The organism is Collinsella sp. AM15-2 (genome assembly GCF_003471985.1).
Taxonomy (GTDB): Bacteria; Actinomycetota; Coriobacteriia; order Coriobacteriales; family Coriobacteriaceae; genus Collinsella.
The window spans coordinates 41,520-67,690 of the sequence record NZ_QRKO01000007.1; the positions used below are offsets into that span (position 1 = coordinate 41,520).

At 60.8% G+C, this 26,171-nt stretch carries 24 protein-coding genes and 1 tRNA gene; 8 read left to right on the top strand and 17 right to left on the bottom strand.

What is annotated here, in order from left to right; all coding sequences use genetic code 11:
• Positions 1–2: 2 nt before the first annotated feature.
• The 3 genes from DW171_RS04615 to DW171_RS04625 form a co-directional block, all read right to left on the bottom strand.
• Positions 3–926 carry an exonuclease domain-containing protein gene (locus tag DW171_RS04615; RefSeq protein WP_117646170.1) on the bottom strand — a complete coding sequence of 308 codons (924 nt, stop codon included), beginning with the start codon at positions 924–926 and terminating at the stop codon, positions 3–5.
• Between the two features lie 15 nt (positions 927–941).
• Positions 942–1,124: a hypothetical protein gene (locus tag DW171_RS04620; protein WP_118270572.1), complete on the bottom strand. Its 183-nt coding sequence runs from the start codon at positions 1,122–1,124 to the stop codon at positions 942–944.
• 424 nt (positions 1,125–1,548) lie between these two features.
• A tRNA-Met gene (locus tag DW171_RS04625) sits at positions 1,549–1,625 on the bottom strand.
• A gap of 196 nt (positions 1,626–1,821) precedes the next feature.
• Here DW171_RS04625 and DW171_RS04630 point away from each other — a divergent pair.
• On the top strand, positions 1,822–2,595 hold the full coding sequence (locus DW171_RS04630; RefSeq protein WP_118270573.1) for a type III pantothenate kinase: 774 nt from the start codon (positions 1,822–1,824) through the stop codon (positions 2,593–2,595).
• 174 nt (positions 2,596–2,769) lie between these two features.
• On the opposite strand, the gene DW171_RS04635 is transcribed toward DW171_RS04630, so the two are convergent.
• The 3 genes from DW171_RS04635 to DW171_RS04645 all read right to left on the bottom strand — a co-directional run bounded on the left by DW171_RS04635 (position 2,770) and on the right by DW171_RS04645 (position 6,049).
• The gene (locus DW171_RS04635) at positions 2,770–3,471 is read right to left on the bottom strand and encodes a hypothetical protein (protein ID WP_117759348.1); all 702 of its coding nucleotides are present in this window, start codon (positions 3,469–3,471) and stop codon (positions 2,770–2,772) included.
• A complete protein-coding gene (gene folP / locus DW171_RS04640) occupies positions 3,472–5,202 on the bottom strand; it encodes a dihydropteroate synthase (protein ID WP_118270574.1) in 1,731 nt (576 codons plus the stop codon).
• Between the two features lie 94 nt (positions 5,203–5,296).
• Positions 5,297–6,049: an NAD-dependent protein deacylase gene (locus tag DW171_RS04645; protein WP_118270575.1), complete on the bottom strand. Its 753-nt coding sequence runs from the start codon at positions 6,047–6,049 to the stop codon at positions 5,297–5,299.
• Between the two features lie 114 nt (positions 6,050–6,163).
• Between DW171_RS04645 and DW171_RS04650 the strand changes: the two genes are divergently transcribed.
• Positions 6,164–6,982, top strand: coding sequence for an exodeoxyribonuclease III (locus tag DW171_RS04650; protein ID WP_118270576.1), 819 nt, complete (start codon positions 6,164–6,166; stop codon positions 6,980–6,982).
• 534 nt (positions 6,983–7,516) lie between these two features.
• Here the strand turns inward: DW171_RS04650 and DW171_RS04655 are convergent.
• The 5 genes from DW171_RS04655 to DW171_RS04675 form a co-directional block, all read right to left on the bottom strand.
• Positions 7,517–8,215: a DUF6580 family putative transport protein gene (locus DW171_RS04655; RefSeq protein ID WP_231500818.1), complete on the bottom strand. Its 699-nt coding sequence runs from the start codon at positions 8,213–8,215 to the stop codon at positions 7,517–7,519.
• A gap of 121 nt (positions 8,216–8,336) precedes the next feature.
• Complete coding sequence (locus tag DW171_RS04660) at positions 8,337–8,774, bottom strand: hypothetical protein (RefSeq protein WP_117778675.1); 438 nt, start codon at positions 8,772–8,774, stop codon at positions 8,337–8,339.
• A gap of 78 nt (positions 8,775–8,852) precedes the next feature.
• Positions 8,853–10,043, bottom strand: a complete 1,191-nt coding sequence (locus tag DW171_RS04665; protein WP_158571016.1) for an MFS transporter — start codon at positions 10,041–10,043, stop codon at positions 8,853–8,855.
• 14 nt (positions 10,044–10,057) lie between these two features.
• Positions 10,058–11,704, bottom strand: a complete 1,647-nt coding sequence (locus DW171_RS04670; RefSeq protein ID WP_117840351.1) for an amidohydrolase — start codon at positions 11,702–11,704, stop codon at positions 10,058–10,060.
• Between the two features lie 2 nt (positions 11,705–11,706).
• Positions 11,707–12,918 (bottom strand): nitrate/nitrite transporter, encoded by a 1,212-nt coding sequence (locus DW171_RS04675; protein ID WP_118270578.1) that lies wholly within the window; start codon positions 12,916–12,918, stop codon positions 11,707–11,709.
• Positions 12,919–13,119: 201 nt separating this feature from the next.
• Here DW171_RS04675 and DW171_RS04680 point away from each other — a divergent pair, with 201 nt between their 5' ends.
• The gene (locus DW171_RS04680; protein ID WP_117735860.1) at positions 13,120–13,902 is read left to right on the top strand and encodes a helix-turn-helix transcriptional regulator; all 783 of its coding nucleotides are present in this window, start codon (positions 13,120–13,122) and stop codon (positions 13,900–13,902) included.
• Positions 13,903–13,926: 24 nt separating this feature from the next.
• Here DW171_RS04680 and DW171_RS04685 read toward each other — a convergent pair whose 3' ends face one another.
• Positions 13,927–15,570: an ABC transporter ATP-binding protein gene (locus DW171_RS04685; RefSeq protein ID WP_118270579.1), complete on the bottom strand. Its 1,644-nt coding sequence runs from the start codon at positions 15,568–15,570 to the stop codon at positions 13,927–13,929.
• Positions 15,570–16,457, bottom strand: a complete 888-nt coding sequence (locus DW171_RS04690; RefSeq protein WP_231500817.1) for an energy-coupling factor transporter transmembrane protein EcfT — start codon at positions 16,455–16,457, stop codon at positions 15,570–15,572. The genes DW171_RS04685 and DW171_RS04690 overlap by 1 nt, the downstream gene beginning before the upstream one ends.
• Before the next feature lie 199 nt (positions 16,458–16,656).
• On the opposite strand from DW171_RS04690, the gene glmU reads away from it, so the two are divergent.
• From glmU to gltA, 5 genes are all read left to right on the top strand, one after another.
• A complete protein-coding gene (glmU, locus tag DW171_RS04695; protein WP_118270580.1) occupies positions 16,657–18,069 on the top strand; it encodes a bifunctional UDP-N-acetylglucosamine diphosphorylase/glucosamine-1-phosphate N-acetyltransferase GlmU in 1,413 nt (470 codons plus the stop codon).
• A gap of 193 nt (positions 18,070–18,262) precedes the next feature.
• Positions 18,263–19,249 carry a ribose-phosphate pyrophosphokinase gene (locus DW171_RS04700; protein WP_089573682.1) on the top strand — a complete coding sequence of 329 codons (987 nt, stop codon included), beginning with the start codon at positions 18,263–18,265 and terminating at the stop codon, positions 19,247–19,249.
• A 223-nt stretch (positions 19,250–19,472) separates the two neighbouring features.
• Positions 19,473–20,102 carry an aminoacyl-tRNA hydrolase gene (pth, locus tag DW171_RS04705; RefSeq protein WP_006235792.1) on the top strand — a complete coding sequence of 210 codons (630 nt, stop codon included), beginning with the start codon at positions 19,473–19,475 and terminating at the stop codon, positions 20,100–20,102.
• 372 nt (positions 20,103–20,474) lie between these two features.
• A complete protein-coding gene (locus tag DW171_RS04710; RefSeq protein ID WP_006235793.1) occupies positions 20,475–21,314 on the top strand; it encodes a sulfide/dihydroorotate dehydrogenase-like FAD/NAD-binding protein in 840 nt (279 codons plus the stop codon).
• The gene (gene gltA / locus DW171_RS04715; RefSeq protein ID WP_117734771.1) at positions 21,305–22,714 is read left to right on the top strand and encodes an NADPH-dependent glutamate synthase; all 1,410 of its coding nucleotides are present in this window, start codon (positions 21,305–21,307) and stop codon (positions 22,712–22,714) included. Before DW171_RS04710 ends, gltA begins: the two co-directional genes overlap by 10 nt.
• A gap of 461 nt (positions 22,715–23,175) precedes the next feature.
• Here gltA and DW171_RS04720 read toward each other — a convergent pair whose 3' ends face one another.
• The 4 genes from DW171_RS04720 to DW171_RS04735 form a co-directional block, all read right to left on the bottom strand.
• Positions 23,176–23,799: an AAA family ATPase gene (locus DW171_RS04720; RefSeq protein ID WP_117564047.1), complete on the bottom strand. Its 624-nt coding sequence runs from the start codon at positions 23,797–23,799 to the stop codon at positions 23,176–23,178.
• Between the two features lie 76 nt (positions 23,800–23,875).
• On the bottom strand, positions 23,876–24,514 hold the full coding sequence (locus DW171_RS04725) for an amino acid ABC transporter permease (RefSeq protein ID WP_117564046.1): 639 nt from the start codon (positions 24,512–24,514) through the stop codon (positions 23,876–23,878).
• Between the two features lie 3 nt (positions 24,515–24,517).
• Positions 24,518–25,264 carry an amino acid ABC transporter permease gene (locus DW171_RS04730; RefSeq protein ID WP_035136546.1) on the bottom strand — a complete coding sequence of 249 codons (747 nt, stop codon included), beginning with the start codon at positions 25,262–25,264 and terminating at the stop codon, positions 24,518–24,520.
• A gap of 25 nt (positions 25,265–25,289) precedes the next feature.
• On the bottom strand, positions 25,290–26,165 hold the full coding sequence (locus DW171_RS04735) for a transporter substrate-binding domain-containing protein (protein WP_082435536.1): 876 nt from the start codon (positions 26,163–26,165) through the stop codon (positions 25,290–25,292).
• Positions 26,166–26,171 lie beyond the last annotated feature (6 nt).

A 26,171-nucleotide genomic window follows, 5' to 3' on the forward strand; every position in this document is an offset into this window, starting at 1 on the left:
TTCTATTCCGCCTTGCCAAATCGGTTCATGACCTCAAGCAACTCGCCCGTCGTGACGATTTTTGCCTGCGAGTTGCCGCTGAAAACTGCGTCGAGCTTGCTTCGTCCCACGTTGTCGCCTATTGCGAGGTACTTCGTGCTCTGCGCGGGCTTGCCATCGGTCGCTTTCATCCCGCATTCCTTAAGTGCGGCAAGGATCTCATCGCGATTGTAGCCCGGAGTAACGCCGGATACCTTCACCTTGAGTCCGACCGGATCGGTGATTTCGCCCGGATCGCCCCTGTGGCCCGCCTCCTCGGCTTTCGCCAAAACCTCTTCGATGGTTTCCTGCGACCCGTTCACCAGTCCCAAGCCCGTGAAAACACGCTTGCGACCATGATGGGAGGAGGCATTCGGAGCCCAAACGGCGGGCTCGAGCGCACCGAACTCGCCGGCCAGCCCACGGAAAACCCCAAGGCACGCCTCGGCGTCGCTCATGGCATCGTGGTGGCTATCAAGATGCACGCCGTAATGCTCGCAGAGGTCGACAAGCGCTCCGGGCAGACCCTTCTGCTTCGCCACCAGCATCGTATCGATTACTTCGATCTCGGGCATTTCGATGTCGTAGGCGGCCAGACTCTTCTTGATGTGGTGGATATCGGCGCCGTTGGCGTTATGCGCGACCAGGATGTAGTCTCGCAGCAAATCCGCCAGACCGGCATCCTCCCAGAAGCGGACAAAGGTCGGCATGTCGTCCAGCGAGTCCCAATCGATTTCCAGATGAGACCTACTCCACCAACCAATCTCGCTCTCAGGATTGATCACCCGGCAAACCGGGTCGCCCAGGCAGTTTCCCTCAAGATCCGTGAGGATATAAGCGACCTGGCATATCCTCTGCTGGGGATTCGCCGTCTCGCTGTCCCAGAAGATATATCCCTTTTTCGCCATACGGCTTCCTTTCCCTTAAAACAAACTGTTATCCCATTCGGGTGCCTGGGTTATCGTCCCGACACGGGAAAAGAACAGCGCGTAGAAGGGGTCGTTCTTGAGATAGTAAACGCAGGCCGCCTCGTACTTGTCGCCCTTCTCCTTGGTCGTTGCCGACCCGTTGACGATAGGGTCAAGGGCATCGTAGACGGTCTTCATATAGCGACTCCTTTGTTACAGCTCAGATGTCATCATTTTAGATAATGAGCCCAGTGACCTGATTCTCATTTCAAGCCAATTCGGCCGAGAACAATCTCCGGTCCCCCAATTGCATCTTTCTAAATAAGGCCCCACCTCCCGGCGGGGCCTCACCCATGCCCACGACATAGTCCTGCCAGGGCTGGAGGGACTTCATCCTCCTTGTCCGGTAACCCTCGAATAAAGCGCAGAAAGTGTGGAGGAGTGCCGAACGGTCCTACTGAACTCATCGTCAATCGGCGCCAACCGGTGTGGAGCTGGTTCAGGCAGGTGCCCTGTTCAAAATAAGCTGTTTAAAATTGATTTCGACCAAAATTCGACCAAGACTGAAAGACAAAAAAGAAAACAGCCCAGAGGAACAATGCCTCTGAGCTGCTAAAAGTCTTGGTCGCGGGGGCAGGATTTGAACCTACGACCTCCGGGTTATGAGCCCGGCGAGCTACCAGACTGCTCCACCCCGCAATGTCTGGGCGCCTCATGTGCGCAAAAAAGAATCTTACGCGGGAGTTCGGTAAACGGCAAGGAAAATCTCGTAGAGCATAATTCCTTCATATTTAAACTCCTCAGCCCATATCACCGTCAACGAATCGCAGTCGAGCGCCGTCGGCGACGCGTATACAATGGTGCGCGTCCTTTTACGCCGACACCTGGAGTAGACATGCTGCTCGCTATCGATATGGGAAACACGCAGACGGCCATGGGCCTGTTTGACGGAGACGAGCTGGTGCAGTCATGGCGCATGCCCACCGACCGCTCCTATACCGCCGACGAGATCCACGTGCGCCTGATGGGCTTCTTTAAGATGTACGACCTCTCGCTCAACGCGGTCGATGCGATTGCCTTTGCCGGCGTGGTGCCGCAGCTCTCGCGCGAGTGGCACGCCGTGGCCGACCGCATCGCGGCAGACGCCATCGTCATTGGGCCACAGACGGCCGCGGTGACCAAGCTGCGGGCGGCGCGTCCCCAGGCCGTTGGTGCCGACCGCATCGCCAACGCCGTCGCTGCCGAGACCTTCTACGGCGCCCCGGCGATCGTGGTGGACTTTGGCACCGCAACCAATATCGACGTCATCGACGAGGACGGCTATTACATTGGCGGAGCGATTGCGCCGGGCATCCGCATTTCGATGGACGCGCTCGCCGCCCGAGCCGCCAAGCTCGCCAGCGTTCCGCTTGAGGCACCCGAGCACGTCATCGGCCGCGATACCGAGGAGTGCATCAAAGTCGGCGCCGTAACGGGCGCCGCAGCCATGGCCGAGGGCCTGGTCGCCCGCATGAAGCGCGAGCTGGGGCGCGAGGACGCCACCGTTATCGCCACAGGCGGTCTCGCCGGCATTGTCGCCGATTCGACCGATGCCTTCGACGTGGTCGACGGGCAACTCACCATCAAGGGCATCTGCGAAATCTACCGCCGCATGCAGGAGCTGGGATAGAGTAAACGCCAGGTCGCAGCAACCAGCCGCCAATCCTATTCCTCAAAATCGAAAATTTTTCAGTTTTGGGGAATAGGGTGCTGACAACCCATTCCCCAGACAAGCAAGACCCTCCCCGGCACAGCCGAGAAGGGTCTTGTTGTCATCGTTATCTTTGAGTGCGGGCGCCGCGCGCTACAGCCCGCGAATGCGCACGGCCTCGGGCGGAAACTCCTGCTCGCCGGCATCGGTCTTGATGGTCGCGCGGCCCCAGATGTCCAGGCCCGCAAACACACCGACTGCGAGCGGCAAGCCGTTGGGCGACACCGCCGCGACCTGACGACCCAGCAGTGGCACCATGTCAAAGTACTCGCCCAGCACCGGAGCCAGCGGGCCGGCAGCGCCCTGCGGCGTGTTGGCGGCAACCGCCCAGGCGTCAACGCGGGTCAGCACAGCGGCGGCCAATGCCTCGATCAGCGCCTCATCTGCCATATCCACGCCAAGCTCACCCAGCGCCGCACGCTCAATATCAACCGTCACCGCGGCAAACATGCCCGCAGCACCGGCACCGCCGTTCACGGCAACACGCGCGAGCGACGCCTCAAACGCAGGCGCACCGCACACGATATCGCTCGGCCACTGGATACCCACTTTACCGGCAAGGCCCAACCCCGGCGTCGAAGCCGTGCCCACGAGCGCGTCCATCATGCCCATCGCGGCCACAAACGGCAGGCCGTGGAAGGCATGCATGTTCACATCGGGGCGCACAACCAGCGAAAACGTCAGCGAAGCATCGCCCACGCTCCACGCGCACCAGCCCGCGGACACGCCCTCGCGGCCCGCGTCACGCGCCGCGTCGAGCTCGGTACCGGCGACAACAGCATTCATCTCGATCATCTACATACGCCCCAATTCGCCCACGATATGGCCCACGCGATCCTCGGGTTCCTTGACCTCGACACCGTTATAGCGGAAGAACCGCGCCGGGTCGTGCATCAGGTCCTCGAGCGGCACCAGCACAAAGTCACGCTCGCCGATCAGCGGATGCGGCAGGCGCAGCTTTTTGCCGCCGTGGGTCTCGCCGTCCATCCACAGCAGGTCCAAGTCGATGGTGCGCGGACCGTTGGCCTTGGCCTTTTTGGAGCGGTCGCGACCCAGCTCGGCCTCGATCTTCATGAGCTCGTCGAGCAGCACCAACGGCGCCAGCTCGGTCTTAATCTCGATGACGGCGTTGGCAAACGCGTCCTGGCGCGTCTCGTAGGCCGGCTCGCTCTCGTAGATCTTGGAGGAGTTGGACACGCAGGTGAGTGGAATCTCGGCGATCATGTCGCGTGCGGCGCGGATGTTGTCACAGCGATGCCCCAGGTTGGAGCCCACGGCCACAAACGCGCGGCGCGGCTGCGGCTTGGCAACCGCCCAGTAGCCGTTCAGGAACTGCGCAAAGCCCGCGGCGTCGTGCACGCGCACGATGTTGGCACCGGCCTGGATGGCGCCCAGGCACACGCCAAACGTAGCGGCATCGCGCTCGGCGGCCTCGGTCACGCCCGAGACGGCGCCCACAAAGCGCTTGCGCGATACGGCGCACATGAGCGGATAGCCCAGTGACGCCATCTTGGCAGTCTCGCGCTGGATGACGATGTCCTCGTTGGCCGTCTTGCCAAAGCCCGGACCGGGATCGATGCAGATGCGGTCGCGCGACACGCCGGCGTGGATGAGCGCGCGGGCCTGGTCGGACAGAAAGCCCATGACGCGGCGCATGATGGGCGCCGAATCGGGCAGGGTGAAGCGGCGGAGCTGCGAGGTGGGCACGTAGGCTTCCTCGCGGCGGGCGCTGCGGCGCATCATGGCGGCCAGGCGGTCATTGGGCTCCGATGCGGCCTCGGTGGCCTCGGGCGCGGGCGCGACGGTCTCGGCGGCAGCAGCCTGCTCGGCGGCCGGCGTCTCCTGCTCGCTTGCAGGCTCGGTCGCGGGCTCCGGATCGCCAAACGGCAACGAGGGCTGCACCACGCCGCCCGGAAGCTTGGCCTCCGGCTTAGGCTCGCCCAGCAACTTGCCGCGACGGCGGCGAGCCGGCTTCTCAGCCTCACGCGCGGCCTCGGCAGCCGCCTCGCGCGCCTTCTCGGCAACAAACGCCGCAGCCGAGGTATCGAGCTGCACCGTTGCGTGCGTGCGTGCGGGCGCGGCGACCTCGCCGGCATGCATCACGATGACGCCGCAGGTGCTCGTCTTAACAAACTCGACCATCTTGGGGTCGGTGAAGCCCGTCACGTCGTTGACGATCGAGGCGCCGCAGCGCACGGCCGCCTTGGCAACCGCCACGTGGCGCGTGTCGATCGAGACGATGGCGCCCTCTTTGGCCAGCGCGCGCACCACGGGCAGCACGCGGCGAGCCTCCTCGTCGGGATTAACCGGGGTAAAGCCGGGGCGCGTGGACTCACCGCCCACGTCGATGATGTCGGCGCCGGCGTCGAGCATCGCCAGGCCGTACTCGATGGCGGCATCCGGGTCGAAGTGCTCCCCGCCGTCGCTAAACGAATCGGGCGTCACGTTGAGGACGCCCATGATGCGCGGACGGTCAAAGCTGAGCTCGTACTTTCCGCACCGCCATGTCTTGCTGTCGTTCGCCATGAACATCCTCCTAAAATGCCCACGCCGCCGCGCTCGGGCGCTGGCGGCGTGGTCGCTTTGCAATCAGTCTTTCTATTGTATCCGCGCACGCGGGCTAGAACGCAAACGCGGCCGCGATGTCGCAAGAAATCAGCAGGTCGGCATTTGCATCCTGATCGGTGGGGGCAAGATTGCAAATGGCCAGCGTATCGCCGGTAAAGTAGCGTGTAAGGCCCGCCGCCGGATACACCACGAGCGAGGTCCCGCCTACAATGAGGGCATCGGCCGCGGCGATGGCGGCAACGGCACCGGTCAACACATGCTCGTCGAGCGGTTCTTCGTAGAGCACCACATCGGGCTTGATGCGACCACCGCACGCGGGGCACACGGGCACGCCCGCGGCGTCCTCGTGCTCGCGCGAGCAAATCCACTCGGCGCTATAGACCGCTCCGCACGACTGGCAAATGTTGCGATGGACCGATCCGTGCAACTCAAACACGCGCTGCGAGCCCGCCATCTGATGCAAGCCGTCGATGTTTTGCGTCACCACGACATCGAGCTTGCCAGCTCGCTCCAGCTCGGCGAGCTTGGTGTGACAGCGGTTGGGCTTAGCGTTAAGCGCGATCATCTTGGTGCGGTAAAAGTCGAAGAACTCCGCCGGATGCGTCTCGTAAAAGTTGTGCGAGAGCATGGTCTCGGGCGGGTAGGCAAACTGCTGGTGATACAGGCCGTCAACGCTGCGAAAATCGGGAATGCCGCTTGCCGTGGAAACACCAGCGCCACCAAAGAACACCATGCGCTTGTGGGTATTGAACAGCTCCGCCAGCGCGGCGGAGGCCTGCTTGGGATCTGTTATCGCTTGCGTCATGTTTGTCCTCCGTCCATGTTGGTCGGGGCGGCTGCGATTGCGCCGTCGCCCACGGAGCCCACCCCGCCCCTGTTGCGCTAATCTTAAGCCTGCCAACCCCGTCGAAAGGACACCATGCCTCAGACTTACACTTTCGCCTCGTGGAACGTCAACGGCCTGCGCGCCGTGCTCAAAAAGGACCCGAGCTTTATCCAGATCGCGCAAGAACTCGACGTCGATATCCTGGCGCTGCAAGAGACCAAGCTGCAAGAAGGCCAGGTCGATATTGACCTGCCCGGCTATCACCAAACCTGGAGCTACGCCGAGCGTAAAGGCTATTCGGGCACTGCGGTCTTTAGCCGCCAGGAACCGCTGCGCGTGCTGCACGCCGACGCGCTGCTACCCTACGCCGGCGAGGGTGAGGTGGCCGCACTCGTCGCCCAAGCCGTAACCGAGGGCCGCGTCTGCGCGCTCGAGTTCGACAAGTTTTGGTTTGTCGACGTCTATACGCCCAACGCCCAAAATGAACTCGCCCGCATCGACGTGCGCATGGCCTGGGACGATGCTTACCGCGGCTTTTTGAACGCGCTCGAGCACGAGTGCGGCAAGCCCGTCGTGACCTGCGGCGACTTTAACGTGGCGCACGAGGAGATCGACCTTAAGAACCCCAAGTCCAACCGCGGCAACGCGGGCTTTTCGGACGAAGAGCGCGGCAAGTTTACCGAGCTGCTCGACGCCGGTTTTACCGATACCTGGCGCGCGGCAAACCCCGACGTCGAGGGCGTCTACAGCTGGTGGAGCTATCGCTTTAATGCCCGCAAGAACAACGCAGGCTGGCGCATCGACTACTTCCTGGTAAGCGACGCAATCGCCGACAACGTACGCGACACCGGCATCCGCGGCGACATCTTCGGCAGCGACCACTGCCCCGTCACCCTTACGTTGGAGCTCTAACTCCAGCTGCCCCCGGAGACGAAGGAAAACGGATCATTTTGGGCCTCGTGAGGGTGTCCGCGTGACCCATCCGCCACGAAACACGCCCATCTACTACGTTTAAGCCACCACCCTCAACCACAGCGAACAACGCAAAAAGAAAACCGCAGGTAGAAAGCCTGCGGTTTTTCATAAAACGCGGTCATGGTCGGGAGTATCAAGCTAAACGTAGTAGATGGGCCAGTTTCGTGGCAAGCGCCGTCAACTGATTCCCTGGGGACATCTGGGGACGGAAGAAAATGGATCAATTTGGCTCTCTGAGGGCCACGATGCCCGTCATATCAGCCGGCCATTCCAAAACTATGCCGGTTTACGGGGCTGAATCGCGAACCCCCAACCATACGCAATTCCGAGATAATAAAACCGCAGGTGAACGGCTTACTCTATTTCGAAAAAAGCCGGCATGGTCTGCCTGCGCCAATCTAGCCCCGTAAACCGGCATAGTTTTGAAATGACACTTCGGCAGTATTGATTCCCGCCCCGACGCAACCAGCCCTACAGCCTGTATTTCACGACGACACGGTTAATGCGACGGCACCAAGGCTTGTACAAGGCGGCCAAAAACACGCAGGTCGCAAGGCCGTGCGTAATATCGAACGGCACTGCCGTGGCAAGACGCGCCACGGCACCCGCCCAAGTAAGCGGCTGTACAAAACCAATGATGTCATATGCGTTGATCACGACGCCATAGAGCAGGCCCGACGCAAAGCCGTACGCCAGCAGTACTGGCATGCGCACGGTGCCGTCGACGCGGTCGAACGCACCCGCATACGCTAGCGCGCCGCCAACATAGCCAACCAGCCCCCAGGCATACATCTGCCACGGCGTCCACATGCCTTGTCCAAAAAAGAAATTGCTGGTCAGCGCCGCCAGCGCGCCAACCATAAAACCATTGCGGCGACCAAGCGTCGCCCCCGCGATAATGGCGATGGCACTCACCGGTTTAAAGTCGGGAATGGGACCGAACAAGATGCGCCCCGCCGCGGCCAACGCCGCCAACACCAGCGTGGGCATAATCTGGCGCAGGCCCGGGCGCGAAGCCTCGTAACCCGCAAAGAACAGCGCAAGCACCAGCGCCACCACAACCAGCATGGCCAACGCTGCCTGCTCAACGCCCGCCAGCAACGCCGCAGCCATCACCGCAGGAACCGCCAGCAGCAGCGGGATTTCCATATGTTGCAAGACGCGTGACAACGGCAGCCCCCATCAAACGAATGTCCGTTTATGGTAGCACGGGCAAAATGAGGCCGACCAATCCCCCGGCCGACCTTGGCTGCCAGTCGATCAGGCTTTCGCCACGCGACCGGTCTTGGCGCTATTCGCCCGTAACTTTAGCGGCAATGGCCGCGACAAAAGGATCAAACAGCAAGCCGCCCACAACGACAAAGGCCCATCCGCCCACCACGAGGCGAACCCAGCGCGAGAAAAACGGCACACCGTCGATAACGCCAACGCCTGACTGAAACGCGACTTCAAATAGCCCGATAATGCAGAAGAGCAGAGTAGCGCCCACAACGGTTCCGCAAATCCGTGCGCCCGGAGTGTTCCGATCAAAACCAAAAAACTCAACGCACGTCTCAATTGCTTTGCCAAAGAGCGGCAAAAAACCCACGAACTGTGCAATACCGATGGCCAGAATAAGCTGCCCCCAGAAACCAGTAAGTCCCTGAAAATCTAAGCCAGGCTTTCCCTCAACAATCGGCAGAAATGAACACATGAATAGAGGATTAACGATGCCGTTGAGAATGGTCACAGCGGTACTCTTTTTTAGTGTCAAGTAGACCAACTCCTTTTGCCCTTGTCGGCCAGGCCCAAAGGGCGGAAGCGAATATTACATAAGTGAATCGGGAGACGGCAGGAATGGCGACACCAGCGCCGTCGCGCCAAACAGAACAGCGCACCCAAAAAGCAGCGTTTCGTAGCTCTCGCCAATGCAGAAGGAGAGGGCCACGGGAATCAAAAACGTAAGTCCCAGTGAAACGGTGCTCACCACGCCGCCGGCGCTTCCCGCAAGTCCCTCGCGCACCTCGGGCAGCATGTAGGGCAGCGACTGAACGACCGGACCAGCGACGGAGCTCGAAACGCCGATCGCAAACATCAGCCCCACAGAAGGATGGGAGACAAAAGCCTCTCCTGCCCACATAAGGGCACTTCCCGCCATTGCGGAGATGGCCATAAACACGCGATAATCGCCAAATTGCGCCCGCACATAGGGTCCAGCCACGCTGCCGACAATCGATCCAAGCGTCACGAAAGAGGCGAGAAGTCCAGCAGCCTTGGGTTCAGTTGAAGCCTCAAGCGCTGAAACAAGATAACCCGGGTACGCCGTAGCCGATGCAAGGGCAACTCCAAGCAGTATCGCCACGAGCCAAACTATCGGCATCTTGATTACCGCCGCAAACGCACTTGCCGACGATGCAGCAGGCTCCGCGCCCTGAACGCCAAAGCCATCTGCAGCCTGCAGAACATCTGCCGACGGCGCAACCAGCAGCCACAGCAATCCAAACACGGCAAACAAAACCGCGGCAAGGGCATATGCTCGTCCGGGCGTTGCAAAGAGAGGAGAGGTTGCAAGCGAGCAGGCGATTCCGCCCGACCCCGCAGCGTAGAACCATCCCATGGCCCTATCGGTTTCTCCGCCAAAAGCGGAACCAAGCACTTTTAGAACGATGGCATTCACGACGCATGGTGCCGCACCCAGAAGCATGGTCGCCGTGAACAGCGTCGCAAACGATGCGCACTCCGCGCGAGCAGCCGCTGCAATTGCAGAAATCGCCGACGCGATGAATACGAGCGCCTTCACGCCATATCGATCGGCGCAAACGCCGACAGGCATGCCGAATACAACGGCAGGAACAAACGGGGCAAACAGGACGGCTGAAAACTCGGCCGAGGTCAGATGCAGGTCCGACACAACCAGATGTGTCAATCCCGACACCTGATACTGCGCGTAGTTCGCAGCAAACACGATGCCGCACACCACAAACAGCAGGGCATATTTTTCGACCGTCCCTTTGCTCACGTTCATCACCCTATCTATGCTTCATCCTTGCGATAGACGACGCGTCCGTTAAAGATCGTCGTCTCGACTTCGAGATCGCGAAGCGCCATCGGGTTCATTTCAAACGGATTGCCCGACAGGATGACGATATCGGCAAGCTTGCCGGCGGCAAGGCTGCCCAAACGGCGCTCAAAGCCCTCGACATATGCTGAGCCGAGCGTGTGCGCTTGCAGCGTCTCGCCGAGCGTCAGGGCATTCTCGCGGAAGTATCCCTCCGCCGGGTGCCCGTCAAACTCGCTACGCGTCACCGCAGCATACACGGTATCGATAGGATCGATTGACATCACCGCAGGCCAGTCAGTACCAAGCCCTAAGTGGATTCCGCCATCGGCCTCTTCCCTATAGCGCCACATGTGGCTCATGCGCTCTTCGCCAAGAGACTCCTCGTACACGCCCTGCCCAAGGCCTCCGATGGGATGCTGCGGCTGGACCGCAGCATTAATGCCCAGGCGCTTCATGCGAGCAATATCCTCGAGCTTCAGGTTATCTGTATGCTCGATAGCAAAACGCGCCCCCTTGTTGCCGCACACCTCCTCGGCACGCTCGACGGCATCGATAATCATCGTGGCCGATGCGTCGCCGATGGCATGAATACGAACATCGAAGCCATTCTTGCTGGCCTCGAGCATCATGCGGTCAAGCGTCTCCTGGTTGCATGCTGGTTCGCCGCGAAAGTCCTTCCCCGTAGGAGCGTTAAGATACGGCTCATGCATGTAGGCCGTGTACGCCTCGGGACAGCCGTCCAAAATGTACTTGAGACCCGCCATTCGGACGCGCTCGCCGTGATGACGCACACGCAGGGCCTGCGACTCTGCCATCGGAGCGTCGAGCGCAGAATAGTAGCTAATACGCAGCGTACTCAGGTCCTCGCTCGCCAGACGGTCATAGATGTCGTACACGCCGGGCGTGGTCACGCCCAAAGGATACATATCACCGATCGAAGTTATGCCGAGCTTGTTGAACTTGCGCATCGACTTGAGCAACGACGCATCAAGGTCCGGTTTGTTGAGCACAACATCGAGCAAGATGTTCGTCGCCTGGGGCTCAGACAGAAAGCCATTGGGCTCGCCGTTGTCAAAGTGGCGGATAAGGCCACCTTCAGGCGTCGGGGTATTGCGATCAATACCAACCGCCCTAAGCGCGGCGGTATTGCACCACACCACGTGCATCGAAAAATCCGAAAGCACGATTGGGCGGTCGATATCGAGCGCATCGAGGCTGCGGCAATCAGGGTCAATCGGGTTTTCCCATGCAGGCGAATACCAACCCTGGCCGTAAATCCACGGATTGTCAGGGTGTTCGGCAGCAAACTTTGCCACAGCATCCACGCAAGCCTGCTCACTCGGCAGGAACATCAGATCGCAACAGAAGTCTTCATCCTTCTGGATTGAACCAAGCGCAAAATGCATGTGTGAATCGTTGAATCCGGGCATGACCAGTTTGTTGCCGGCGTCAATAACCTCAGTATCGGGACCGATAAACGGCTGCACCTTGTCGGGAGAGCCCACGGCCACAATCTCGCTGCCGCGAACTGCAACGCACCCAGCGCGAGGCTCAAGTTCCTCGGCCGTAAACAGCGCCGTCGTCTTAAGGACGATATCGGCGGGAACCACCGATTCCATGGCTACTCACCGTCCTTGGCGGCGGCAGCCTGCATGGCCTTGCGGCCGAGCTCGGGCAGGAAGAAAACCGGAACCACGGAAAGCAGGAAGCAGAGGCTCTCGAGACCCATGTTCATAGTGTAATCGGCACCGGCAATGGCGGAGATACCGATAGGCAGGAAATAGCTCATGAGCAGGGAAATGGTGCCTACGATACCGCCAGCGGAGCCAGCATACTTATCACCAATCTCGGGAAGGAGGACAGGCATGGACTGCATGATCGGGCCGTTGATGGCGGTAAAGAAGCCATTGATGACCAAAATCGTCCACAGAAGGAAACCAACCGGGGTGTACCACGTCACGAACATCGATATGGCACCGATGAGAGTAGTGACGATGAGAAAACCCTTGAACTTTCCAAGCTTATCGCAGAACGCAGGCCCAACGATGCAGCCGAAAAAGCTGCCAACGGTAACAATTGCGGCCATGAAACCAGCAGTGGCGACGTCTATGCCCTTGCCAAGCTGAAGCGCCTGAGGCAGGAAACCGGCATAGGCAGTGGTAGAGGCAAGTCCAAAACCGACGCCGATGGAGATTAGCCACACGCCAGGACTCTTGATAGCAACCTTGAGGTAGTCGAGCACGGGCTCGGGCTCGGGGAGCGATTGCCCCTCGGGCACATCTCGGTCAAGCACAATCCAAAGAACCCAGGAAATGGTCATGACGACAGCAGCGACCATATAAGAGTTAAAGACGCTGCCGAACAAGCCAGCGCAGATCTGAGCGACAACGATGGCAACGCACGAAGCCGCGTAGAACAAGCCCATGGCGAAACCAGTCTGTTCACGGAACCAGGTGCCGAGCACCTTGATGAGGTTGGCGTTGAGTGCCGAGATTCCCATGCCAATCAGGAACATCGATGTCATCTGCATCGTGAACGAATCGAGCGTAAAGCAACGGAGAAAACCGCCGGCAACCGAAATTGCGGTGCAAACCGTGACAACTTTCTTAGAACCGATACGGTCACCAAGGGCACCCAGCGGAATTGAGAAGAAAACGGCGGTAAGCATAGGAACGAGGAACAGCATCGAAAAGCCGACGGTATCGATATTGAGCATAGGCATGACCTCGACGGCGAGTGCTGAGACCTGGTACTGCATGTAGTTAGCCATAAAGCACAGCAAGCAAACGACTGAAACAATCGCCCAACGCCATGAAGGAAGCTTCTCTTCCATGATGACTCCTTTAATAAGTCGGAATAATCAAACAGCTTGGAGAACCGGGCCCTGGCTCTTAGGTATTCATATTTTGCGATTGGCCCCTCACCGAAACCATTCGGCTAACGGCTTATCATCATTCGAAAAAAGGAGTAGTATCTCTACGCAAATTAACTAAAATGCCAGCTAAACCACTACGCAATCTCATCGGAGGTCATCTTGAGCTTTTTGTCCGATTCTGAATGGCTCTGCTTAAACGATCTCGTGCTTTCGATTAATTCCATCGACAGCGACCGCGAGTTTCGCTCGACCGTCCTCAAAAAGCTGCGTTTTCTCATCCCCTACGAGTCGGCTGCATTTTTCCTGAGCGACCTTTCCAGGGATCTCGTATCCACCCCGCAAGAATGGAAAACGCGCGTCTTTCTTGACCCTCTTGGCATCGATGTCCCCGCTGGGATGCTCGAGCTCTACACCGAAAAGTACTGGCAGCAGGACATGATCGTCGCCCACCGCAATCTTACGCGCTCGACGGTGCTGCGCGAGTCCGATCAGCTCAGCCCTGGCGATATCGACAGCAGTTATATGAAGGATTATCTTGGCGGCCGCCACGTCGTCAACGTCAGTTTCTTTAATGACGAGGGCTTTTTGGGATCGCTCAATCTTAATCGCAAGAAAGAAGAGGGCGACTTTAGCGATCGCGAAGTTCAAATCCTTGAGCTCATCGAACCACACCTCACGAACCGACTATCAAAATGGCGTGTGCGCGCCGACCGCAGCTCGTCTGAAATCGTATTTGCTCACGACTACGACGTCTCAGCGCGCGAAATCGATGTGTGTCGTTGCGTGTTATCGGGCATGGACAACGCGGCCATCGCCGAAGAGCTCTCCATCAGCACTGGCACCGTTAAAAAGCATCTGGAGAACATCTTTCGAAAAACACAGGTCAACAGCCGCGTTGGGCTCATGGCGCTCCTTCAGCAGTACACGGCGCTCAAGCAGTAAGACCGTTCTCGCCCGCGAACCCGCTCACGCCCTATAAAACACGTTGTCGGCAAAGAAGTCGGTCGGCGGCTCCATGCAGGCGATCTCGCCATCAAACATCATGGCGATGTCGTCGGCTACCTGCTCGGCAAAATCCAGGTCGTGCGTTGCCATGATGACGGTGCCGCCAGCCCGCGCATGGTCGCGCAGGGCGCGGGCGATAATGCGGCGGCTGGCCAGGTCCAGACCCTTGGTGGGCTCATCGAGCAATAGCAGTTCGGGGCCGATTAGCAGTAGCTTTGCCAACGCAAGCAGTTGGCGCTGTCCGCCCGAAAGATCGTAGGGGTGGCGCCCATCCAGACCCGACAGCCCCAAGCTCGCCGCACGCTCCCGCGCCAAGTTCTCGTCATATCCGCAGGTCGAGGCCCATTCCATCAGCTCATCGTGAACCGTCTCGGCAACCAGCAATGCTTTGGGGTTCTGAGGCAGCAGCGCCGCCGAGGCCGCTCCGCGCACCATGCGGCCGCGCTGCAGCTTGGCGGTCTTCGCCAGCACCGAGAGCATCGTCGACTTACCGCATCCGTTGCCGCCCACGACCGCATGCACCGCACCGGCCGAAAACGCCACGTCGAGCCCGCGCAGCACCCAACCGCCCGCGCGATCGTAGCGAAACCAGCTCCCTGCCAGGGTGGTAGCCGACCCGCCGTGCATTTTTTGGAGTATTCTGCTCCCATCCGTGCGCGGGAAGGCTTCCGAGCCGTTCTCGAGCGACGTTTGCGCCACAAATTCGGACGATTTGTCCAATTCCGAACTTTTTTTCGCGCTCGATACGTCCCCGGGCGGCTCCAGAGAGCCCAAATTGTCCTCACGCCTGCTGAATACTCCGTTTTTTGCACATCGGACGGCACCCCACCCCAACATGTCGTCGGAAAACAACGATTCTCGGCGTCCCAAAGAAGCCATATCCGCCACCTCGCGCACGCGACCGTCCTCAATCCGGTACGCACACGTCGCATACTCGAGCATTGGACGCGGTTGATGCGTAGCCACAACAACCATGCAGCCCAACTCACGGTTCACGCGAAACAGCGCGTGCAGAAAATTCTTCTCGGCAACGGGATCGAGCTGAGACGTGGGCTCGTCGAGTAGCAGCACACGCGGACGCAGCGCCAGGACGGCGGCAAGCGACAGCAGCTGCTTGCGGCCGCCCGAAAGCGTATCGGTATCGCGATGAAGCCAGTCCTCCAGACCAAAGAAATAGCTGGTCTCAGCTACGCGACGGCGCATCTCATCACGTGCTAGCCCCAAGTTTTCCAGGCCAAACGCCATCTCGTGCCACACGGTTTCGCACACGATCTGGTTCTCGGGATCCTGGAACACATAGCCCACGCGCTCCGCCGATGCCCGCACGTCCATGTCGGCAACGTTCTCGCCCAGCACGCGCGCATCACCAGTGCGCTCGCCCGCCGGCGCGATCTCGGGCTTGAGCAGCGACAGCAGCGTCGACTTGCCCGAACCGGTACCGCCAACAAGCAGCGCAAATGCACCTTGAGGAACACGCCAATCAAGCCCCTCGAGCACCGGTGCCTCGGCCCCGGGATAGGCAAAACTAAGGCCCTGCACCTCAATCGCCGGAATATCCGGGCCGCACGCCGCGCCCGACACCGGGCCCCTATCCAACCGAGCCATCAGCCAAACCTCTTCTCATCAATCGCGTGCGACGCGCAAGGCAGCATCATCCAGGCAGCGTACACGACATAGCCCCGCCACGGCGCCGGCACCGAGAGCTGCGGATAAAACGAATACTGCGTTGTCGCGGTCCATGCCACCGCCACCGCGGCGGCACCAAACACCGCAAGCCCAGCCAGCGCGGCAACGTCGCTGCGCCCCAGTCGATACCGCGCATACGTCGTACGACGCGTCGCGGCACCCCACCCGCGCGAGCGCATCGCGTCCGCGCGCTCCAGCGAATCTTCCATGCCCCAGCCCATCAACACACTCGATGCCCGCAAACGCGAACGCACGGGGTCGGCCGGCGCGCTGCCCGGCACATCAATCGCATCCTGCACCGCCAGCACCGTACGACCGCGGCGCAAAAACTGCGGGATAAGCCTCATGCACATCGAGATCATGAGCGCAATCACCGGCGCGGCATTGCCCAGCAGCGCGAGTACCTTGTCGTATTCGAGCATCGATGCCGCCGCCTCAAACCACAACACGCTCGCCACAAACAGCCCGCCCATGCACAGGCCGTATACCATGCTCTCCAGATACACCGCGCGCATGCCAATACGGAACAGCTCCGTCGAACCCGAGGCGCTAAACAGCGGATTGAGCAGCGCGACGATCAAAATCACCGGCAGCTGCCAGCGGAGCGCGCCCAGCGTGCGGGCAGCCCCACGCGTCGCAAATCCATACGCCAGCCCGCCTGCGAGCGACAGCGCGATCAGTACCGGCTGCATCGAGAACATAGTGAGCCCCAGCGTCAGCACTATATAGAGTGCCGGCACAGCCGGATGCGACATCGAGAATGCCGCGACGGGCCCGCCGCCAAACTCCTCTCGTATGTTATCCACGGGCACCCCCGTTCCCTCGCTCAAACAACAGCTCCGCAGCACCGCCAACGCCGCACGCACGCAGTGCAAACGCCACGCCGGCGGCGCAAGCCTCAACCGCCGCAAACCAATCGTTACGCGCTCGTCATATGCCTGCGGTATCATATTGCGCCGTGTATCGTTTCCAAACACACGTCTCTATAACGTAACAGGAGATCACATGGACGCAACCGCAATTATCCTCGCTGCCGGCGAGGGCACCCGCATGAAGTCGAACCACTGCAAGGTTTCGCACAAGATCCTGGGTAAGCCCATGGTCCAGTGGATCGTCGACGCTACCATCAAGGCCGGCTGCAGCCGCGTCGTGGTCGTCATCGGCAGCCACGCCGACGAGATGCGCGCCCTCATCGACGGCGCCTACGCCAACAGCGCCACCAAGGTCGAGTGCGTCGAGCAGACCGAGCGCCTGGGCACCGGCCACGCCGTAAAGGTCGCGCTCGAGGCCTGCGGCATCACGCAAGGCCCCGTCGTCGTGCTCAACGGCGACCTGCCGCTCATCACCGCCGACACCGTCGCCAAGTTCGCGCAAACCGTCGCCACCGGCGAGCTCGCCTGCACCGTCATGACCATGACCCCGCCCGATCCTTTCGGCTACGGCCGCATCAAGCTGGGCGCCGATGGTCAGATCGAGCGCATCATCGAGCAGAAGGACTGCACGCCCGAGCAGGCCGCCACGCTGCTGGAGTGCAACGCCGGCTGCTACGCATTTGACGGCACGCAGCTCGCCGCCCACATCAACGAGATCGGCAACGACAACGCGCAATCCGAGTACTACCTGCCCGACATGCTCGAGATCCTCAAAGGCCACGGCCAGGCTGTCTCCATCTTCCACTGCGACGACTACCGCGACGGCCTGGGCGTCAACAGCCGCATCCAGCTCGCACAGCTCACCGCCATCGCGCGCGACCGCATCAACGAGCACTGGATGGCCGAGGGCGTTACCTTCATCGACCCCACACAGGCCTGGATCGGCCCCGATGCCGTTATCGGCCGCGATACCGTCGTGTGGCCGCAGACGCACCTGATCGGCCACGTCACCGTGGGCGAGGAGTGCCAGCTCGGTCCCAACAGCCGCCTCACCGACACCACCGTCGGCAGCGGCTGCACCATCGATGAGACCATCGCCATTGAGGCCGTCATCGAGAACGGCGTCGACTGCGGCCCGCGCGCCTACCTGCGCCCGGGCACCCACATGCTCGACGGCTCCAAGGCCGGCACGCACGTGGAGATCAAGAAGTCCACGATCGGCGAGGGTTCCAAGGTGCCCCACCTGTCCTACATCGGCGACACCACCATGGGCTCCGGCGTCAACGTGGGCGCGGGCTCCATCACCTGCAACTACGATGGCGTGCACAAGCACAAGACCGTCATCGGCAAGGACGCCTTCATTGGCTCCGACACCATGATGGTCGCGCCCGCCCAGATCGGCGACGGTGCACTCGTGGCCGCCGGCTCCGTCATCACCGAGCCGGTCCCGGCAGACGCGCTCGGTCTGGGCCGCGCCCGTCAGGTAAATATTGAGGGCTGGGCCGCCGATTACCGCCGCCGCCTGCACGAGGGCGACGAGGTATAACGTTTTACCAAGCATCTAAGGAGCTGTTCCCATGGGGGCGGCTCCTTTTTCTATCGTGACCTGCGCAACCGGATGAGTGGTCGGTTCGTGTCCGTTGGCGGTAAAGACGTTATCAGGACCCGATAAACCCCGCCGCGCGGTTACAATGCAACAAGGCATCTATATGGCATTCGATGTATAAAGGAGAAGGGTAATGCCGATTAATGATCCCGAGAAGTCGGAGAATATGCGCAAGTCCATCCGCGTGTATTCCGGTTCCTCCAACCGTCCCCTCGCTCAGAAGATTGCTGAGTACCTTGGGGTCGAGCTTTCGGGCCTTACGCTAAAGCAGTTCGCCAATGGTGAGATTTACGCCCGCTACGACGAGACCGTCCGCGGCGCCGACGTCTTCCTGATTCAGTCCGTGGCCGGCGGCAACGTCAACGACATGCTCATGGAGCTGCTCATCGCCACCGACGCTGCCAAGCGCGCATCCGCCCGCTCCATCACCGCCGTTATCACCCACTACGGCTATGCCCGCCAGGACCGCAAGGCCGGCCCGCGCGAGCCCATCACCGCCCGCCTCGTCGCCAACCTGCTCGAGCGTGCCGGCGTCAACCGCATCATCACCCTCGACCTGCACCAAGGCCAGATCCAGGGCTTCTTCGATATCCCGGTTAACCACCTGTCCGCACTGCCGCTGTTTGGCCAGTACTACAACGACATGCACTTCGACACCGACAACCTGGTTGTCGTCTCCCCCGACGTGGGTCGCGCCAAGGCCGCCAAGAAGCTGTCCGACATGCTCGGCTGCGACCTGGCCATCGCCCACAAGGGCCGTCCGCGCCACAACGCCGCCGAGGTCATGGGCATCATCGGTGACATCAAGGGCAAGACCTGCATCATCAACGACGACATGATCGACACCGCTGGCACCCTGTGCGCCAACGTCAAGGAGCTCAAGGCTATGGGCGCCGGCGACATCTACGTCTGCGCCACCCACGGCATCTTCTCCGGTCCGGCCATCGAGCGCCTGAACGATGCCCCCATCGTCGAGTGCGTCGTCACCGACGCCATCCCCGTCGAGGTCGGCGGCAAGATCAAGACTATCTCGGTCGCCGAGGAGTTCGCTCAGGCCATCTCCGCCGTTTACCACGAGGAGCCCGTCTCCACGCTCGTCGGCGGCGACTTCGCGCTGTAGTCGCATCGTCCTTGCAACCCGGCGCATCGCCGTCGGAACAGAAGAAACCCCCGCGCTCCCCCTTGCTTCGCAAAGGTCGCGCGGGGGTTTCTTCTGTTCCGACGGCTCGCTCTGCCGCGGCCACGCTTTTGTCTGGTAGGATTTCGCTGAAACGAAGTCTCGCCTTCGGCGGGCGTGGTAGCCTTTGTCGTTGATTGAACTATTTACGTAACGGAGGACAAACATGGCAGCTGCACAGCCGCTTAAGATTCGCATGGTTGCCGGGCTTGGCAACCCGGGTGAGGAATATGCCGAGACCCGCCACAACGCCGGCTTTAAGGCGATCGATGAGCTGGCCCGTCAGGCCGGTGTCACGTACTGGAAAAACCAGGCCGGCGCCGAGGTCGCACTCATCAACATCAACGATCCCGAGGAAGAGGGTGGCAAGCGCCAGATCGTGCTGGTCAAGCCGCAGTCGTATATGAATACCTCGGGTGGCCCCATCTCCAAGCTCTGCCGCGAGTACAAGATCAAGGCCGAGGAGCTACTCGTGATTCACGACGAGCTCGACATCCCCGCCGGTGACGTGCGCGTCAAGGTGGGCGGCGGCCATGCCGGTCACAACGGTCTGCGATCCATCATCGACAAGATGGGCAGCCGCGACTTCAGCCGCATCCGCACCGGCATCGGCAACCCTCCCGGCAAGATGGCCGTCGCCGACTACGTGCTCAAGCAGCTGCGCGCCCGCGAGGCCGAGGATTTCCAGGACACCTGTGCCCGCGCGGCCGACGCCGCGGGTCTCGCCATCGTGCACGGCGTGGTCTATGCCCGCGACCATGTCAACGGTGCCGCTTCCGCCAACGGCAAGCACTAAAACCTACCATTTAGGGATGTTTATTTTGGCAGGTTTTATCTGCGTAAACGCCCCGGTGGCCGCATCGCAATAAACCCCGCGCCGCCATACACGCATAACACCCCAAAGGGGGCCGGCCTCATCACAACCCGAGGCCGGCCCCCTTTGCCGTTTTGCCTGATAAAACCGACCAAAATAAACCTATCCCTATTTGGTAGGTCGAAGTGGATAAACCCTTTTCCCAACCGCCGAAGACACACGTAAGCGACATGCCCATGAGGGTATAATTTGCACCGTATGTCTGCACAACGCCTGTGCGCGTACGGTTTTATTCGGGCTGCCGTCCATTTCCGTGGAGGCACGGTTCGGCAGCCCTAACAAGAGAGGGGTTCTATGTATAAGATCCTGGAGAAGACGCAGTTCTCGGAGAAGGTGTTCAAGTTCCGCATCGAGGCGCCTGCAATCGCCAAGCATGCGCACGCTGGACAGTTCCTCATGGTCCGCGCCAACGAGACGGGCGAGCGCGTCCCGTTTACCCTGGCCGGCTGGAACGGTGACGAGGGCTGGGTCGAGTTCATCTTCATGGTGATCGGCAAGACCACCGAGATGCTGTCCACCTACGAGGCCGGCGAGTCGCTGCGCGACGTCGTGGGCCCGCTGGGCGTTCCCACCGAGATGGCCGAGGGCCCCTGCGCCGTCATTGGCGGCGGCGTCGGCCTGGCAATTGCCTTCCCGGTCGCCAAGCACCTGGTCGAGACCGGTCACGAGGTGCACGCCATCATGGGCGCCCGCACCAAGGACCTCCTGCTCATGGAGGACCAGTTCCGCGAGCTCCTCGACGAGGACCACATCCACATCACCACTGACGACGGTTCCTACGGCGAGCAGGGCGTTGTCACTGCTCCGCTGGAGCGCCTGCTGCAGGACAAGGCCGTAAGCCAGGTCTTCTGCGTCGGCCCCGTTCCGATGATGAAGTTCTCGACCCTCACCGCCCAGAAGTACGACACCCCCATCACCGCGTCGCTCAACCCCATCATGGTTGACGGCACCGGCATGTGCGGCTGCTGCCGCGTCGAGGTGGGCGGCGTGACCAAGTTCGCTTGCGTCGACGGCCCCGACTTCGATGCCACCCTGGTCGACTGGGATGACCTTCGTGCCCGCCAGGCCGCTTACCGTTCCGAAGAGGGCGAGTCCCTCAAGGCTTATGAGGAAAAGAGCTGCGCATGCCACTAGTTAACGGTCGTTTCGTTGCCGATATGAAGTCGCCCCGCACCCCCGATAACGAGGAGCCGGCTGCCGAGCGCGCCTGCGACTTCCGCCCCGTCGACAAGGGCTTCACCGAGGAGATGGCGCTGGCCGAGGCCGAGCGCTGCCTCAACTGCAAGAAGCCGTTCTGTGTTGAGGGCTGCCCCGTCAACATCAACATCCCCCGCTTTATCGAGCAGATCCGCGAGAAGGACTTCGGCGGCGCCCTCGATACCATCCGCGAGGACTCTATGCTTCCCGCCATCTGCGGCCGCGTCTGCCCGCAGGAGAACCAGTGCGAGGGCAAGTGCATCCGTGGCAAGAAGTCCGAGCCCGTGGCCATCGGCCAGCTCGAGCGCTTCCTGGGTGACCGCCCCGAGCTCGCCTCCACGCCCAAGATGGCCCCCAAGAACGGCAAAAAGGTCGCCGTCGTCGGCTCCGGCCCGTCCGGCATCACCTGCGCCGGCGAGCTCGCCCGCAACGGCTTTGACGTCACCGTCTTCGAGGCCTTCTTCACCGGCGGCGGCGTGCTGGTCTACGGCATCCCCGAGTTCCGTCTGCCCAAGGCAGTCGTCAAGCGCGAGATCGACGGCCTGGAGGACATGGGCGTCAAGTTTGAGTACAACTCCGTCGTGGGCAACATGGCCACGGCCGAGGAGCTGTTCGAGCAGGGCTTCGACGCCATCTACGTGGCGACCGGCGCAGGCCTGCCCAAGTTCCTCAACGTCCCCGGCGAGAACCTGCCCAACGTCTTCTTCGCCAACGAGTACCTCACCCGCGTAAACCTGATGAAGGCCAACAAGTTCCCCGAGTACGACACCCCCACCAAGCACGGCAAGAACGTCGTCGTCTTTGGTGGCGGCAACGTGGCTATGGACGCCGTCCGTACCGCCAAGCGCCTGGGCGCCGAGCACGCCATCATCGCCTACCGTCGTACCGAGGACGAAATGCCCTGCCGTCGCGCCGAGCTGCACCACGCTAAGGCCGAGGGCGTCGAGGTCCTGCCGCTCGTTTCCCCGCTCGAGTTTGTCGCTGGCGAGGACGGTTCCGTGTGCGCCGTCAAGGTCCAGAAGATGGAGCTCGGCGAGCCCGACGAGTCCGGCCGCCGTCGTCCGGTTGCCATCGAGGGCGCCATCGAGGAGATCCCCTGCGATGTCGCGATCTCGGCCATCGGCACCAACGCCAACCCCTTCGCAGCCAAGATCGGCGGCAAGATGGAGCTCAACAAGTGGGGCTACATCGTCGCCGACGAGGAGACCGGCCAGACCACCGATCCCCGCATCTGGGCCGGCGGCGACATCGTCACCGGTGCCGCTACGGTCATTCTGGCGATGGGCGCCGGCAAGAAGGCCGCTGCCTCCATCACCAAGAGCCTGCTGGGCGAGTAATCACCTACAGCACTAGCCGCCAAACGGCAAAGTCCCCGTCGAGCACACGCCCGGCGGGGACTTTTTCCATGCCGGCCGCCCAAACCACCACGATGGGGCAGGCACCTTTGTGGTGGTTTGGGACTTGCCCGGTCGTTTTGTCTCAATCTGTAACAGCTGGAGTCCGTTGAGCCCTGCAGTTGTTACAGATTGAGATATTGTGCCGGCCGGCCACGCTGCATCTCAATCTGTAACAGTTAGAGACCAAATATGCCGCCTGGTGTTACAGATCAAGACGTTGGGCTGACGGCCGAACGGTTCATCTCAATCTGTAACAGTTAGAGCCATTTTCGCTGGCTTGGTGTTACAGATCGAGACTATGCAAAAGCCGAGGATAGGCACTGCCGCCAAGGCCTTCCCCTCGGCCTAAAACAAAAACCACCACAAAGGTGCCTGTACCCTTTGTGGTGGTTTTTGGTCGGCTAGCCTTCGAGTTGAGCCACTTTGTAGCGGTAGGCTGCGGCGATGACGTCCTTGCAACCCTCGCGGCCCAGCTTGGCGCGGTTGACGACGATGTCCTTGCCGCTCGTCATCTTCCACTTTCCGGCACTGTAGCGCTTATAGAACGCCTCGCGCGCCTTCTGCTGCTGCTTGACCAGCTTGGCGCCCTTCTTTTTGTTAAGGCCGCGCTTCTTGCGCACGATCTCGACGCGGTCCTCAAAGGGTGCGGTCACCAACACGGCAATGTGGTTGGGATTGTTGCGCAGCAGGTAATCGGACAGGCGGCCTTCGATAATGCAGCTCTCGGTCTCGCCCAGATCCAAAATCACCTGGCTCATCTTTTGGAACAACTTGTCCGAGTACGAGCGGGCGTCGTAGCGGTCGGGCAGAAACGCCATGTTCTCCACGGCCAGGCGCTCGTCGTAGGCAGCCATCTTGTCGAGCGACTCGCCCGCACGCAGCGACGCACGTACCAGCAGCTCGTTGTCATACAGCGGAATCCCCAACTCGTCGGCAAGCATGCGACCAATCTCGTGGCCCTCGGCGCCAAAGTCGCGCGCGATGGTAATGACCACAGGACTCTTCTTGTTCTCCAGATCGCTCATCGCGATTCCTTTCTAACAAATGAGAAAAAGGCTGTCTATCGCCTTTTCCCACGATAGCGTACCAGGGAAAGCCAGGCTACGCTGCCACCATTCGCCTCTGATATGCTCTCACCAGCAGCGAGATACCAAAGTTGAGCACAAAGTACATCGCAAACACCAGACCGTAGAGCATAAGCACCTGCGACAGGTCGATCGCGTGGGCCATCACGACATTTGCCGTGTACATGAGCTCGGCAACGTTAATGCCCGAAAGATACGAGCTGTCCTTAATGACGGTCGTACACTGGCTAAACAGCGCCGGAATGATCGTCTTAAACGTCTGCGGCAGAATGATGTAGCGCATGGTGGCAAAGAAGCCGAAGCCCTGGCTCTGCGCTGCCTCAAACTGGCCGCGCGGAATCGAGTTGAGGCCGCCGCGCACAATCTCGGCCATAACAGCGCTGGTAAACAGCGTAAAGGCGATGGTCGAAATCACAATGTCCAAACCCTGCACCGTAAAGTAGATAAACAGAATCCACAGCAGGTTCGGCGTGCAGCGGAACAGCTCGATATAGACGCTCACCAAAATACGGAACGGGCGGGGCGCATAACTCTTAACGAGCGCCAGCACCGTGCCAAAGATGAGCGAGAAAAAGATCGACAGCGCCGAGATCTCGATGGTCTTAACAAAGCCGCCCCAGATGTAGAGCAGGTTGGTCGCGTTGAAGATTTCCATGCGCTAGGCCTCCTCTACGTTGTCGAGCCCCAGCTCGGCCAGGCTCACGCCGCGCGGACGCTCCTTGGAGCGGCGCTCGAGCCACTGCACCAGCATGGCGAGCGGAAAGCAGATGATGAAGTACATAAGGCAGCAGACGATGTATCCCTGCAGGTAACCGTACAGACTCACAAAGTTGTCGGAACGATACATAAGGTCGCCGCCGGCCACGAGCGCCAGCACCGACGTGTTCTTGACCAGGTTGAGTGCCTGGTTACACAGCGGCGGCAGAATGATCTTGAACGTCTGGGGCAGCACGATGTACCAGTACGCCTGGGCACGGGTGAAGCCCTGGCTCTGCGCCGCCTCCATCTGACCGCGCGGAACCGCCTCGATACCGGTGCGGATGACCTCCGAGATGTAGGCCGCGTGATACAGGCCCACGCCCAAGAAGCCCAGCACGAACGGCGCGATGCGCACCGGCTGGTCGGCACCGGTTATGGCCTGCAAAAACTGCGGACCAGCCATGTACATAAAGAGCACCTGCACGGGCAACGGGGTGTTCTGGTAAAACTCCACGTACACGCGGCTTATGGCGCGCAGCACGCGCGAACGGGTGGTAGAGAACACACCCAGCAGCGTGCCCAGTACCAGCGACAGCAGCAGACCGGCAACGACCACCTGTAGCGTCACGCCAAAGCCCTCCCAGAAGGGCCCCATGTTTTGAAATGTCGTCGACCAACGGTCGGCGTCAAATAATCCTTCGAGCATTTGATTCCTTCCTTGGACGATGCGCCTATACAAGACCCCAGGTCTTGACCTCTTGGTCGAGCCAGCCGTCGGCCAGACGATCGCAAATCACCTGATCGACCACGGCCGAAAGGTCGCAGCCCTTCTTGGTCGCCACGCCGTAGCCCTGCTCGCCAAACTTGACCTCGGGCTGCAACAGCTCAACGGTCTCGTTCATGTAACCGGCCAGCGTGGAGCGGTCCATGGCAAAGACGTCGATATTGCCGGCGTCGAGCGAGCTCTTGATGATGGGATAGCCGCTAAAGGCCCTAAACTCGGGCTTACAGCTAAAGCCGTTGTCCTTGATCATCTGCTCGATCAGGCCCTGCGTGGTGGCACCCTGGCTCACGCCAATGACCTTGCCGTCCAAGTCCTCAATCGAGGTAAAGCCCGAACGCTTCTTGACCATGAGTCCCACGTAGTCGGTGCGGTACGGCGTCGAGAAATCCCAGCTCTTCTTGCGCTCGTCGGTGATGGTGTAGGTCGCCGCGACCACGTCGAGTTGGCCGTTATCGATCAGCGGGCCGCGCGTCTTGGGCGTTACGTCGGTAAACTCGACAAGCTCCTGGGCGCGGGCCTCCTTGTAGCTCACGCCAAAGACGGCAGCGGCGATCTGGTAGCACAAATCGACTTCCATGCCCTCAAAGCGGCCCTTGGCGGTGTCGTAATAGCCATAGCCGGGAACGTCCTTCTTGACGCCGGCATTCAGATGTCCACGCGACTTAATGGCCGCAAGCTTGGACCCCTTGTCGGAGCCCTCGCCGCTGGTGGAGTTGCCGCAACCGGTAAGCGCGGTCCCCGTCAGCGCAAGCATGCCGGCGCCCGCCAGCTGCAAAAAGTGACGGCGCGACACGGCCGCCCTCGTCATATCCGTCATGTCCATCACCGC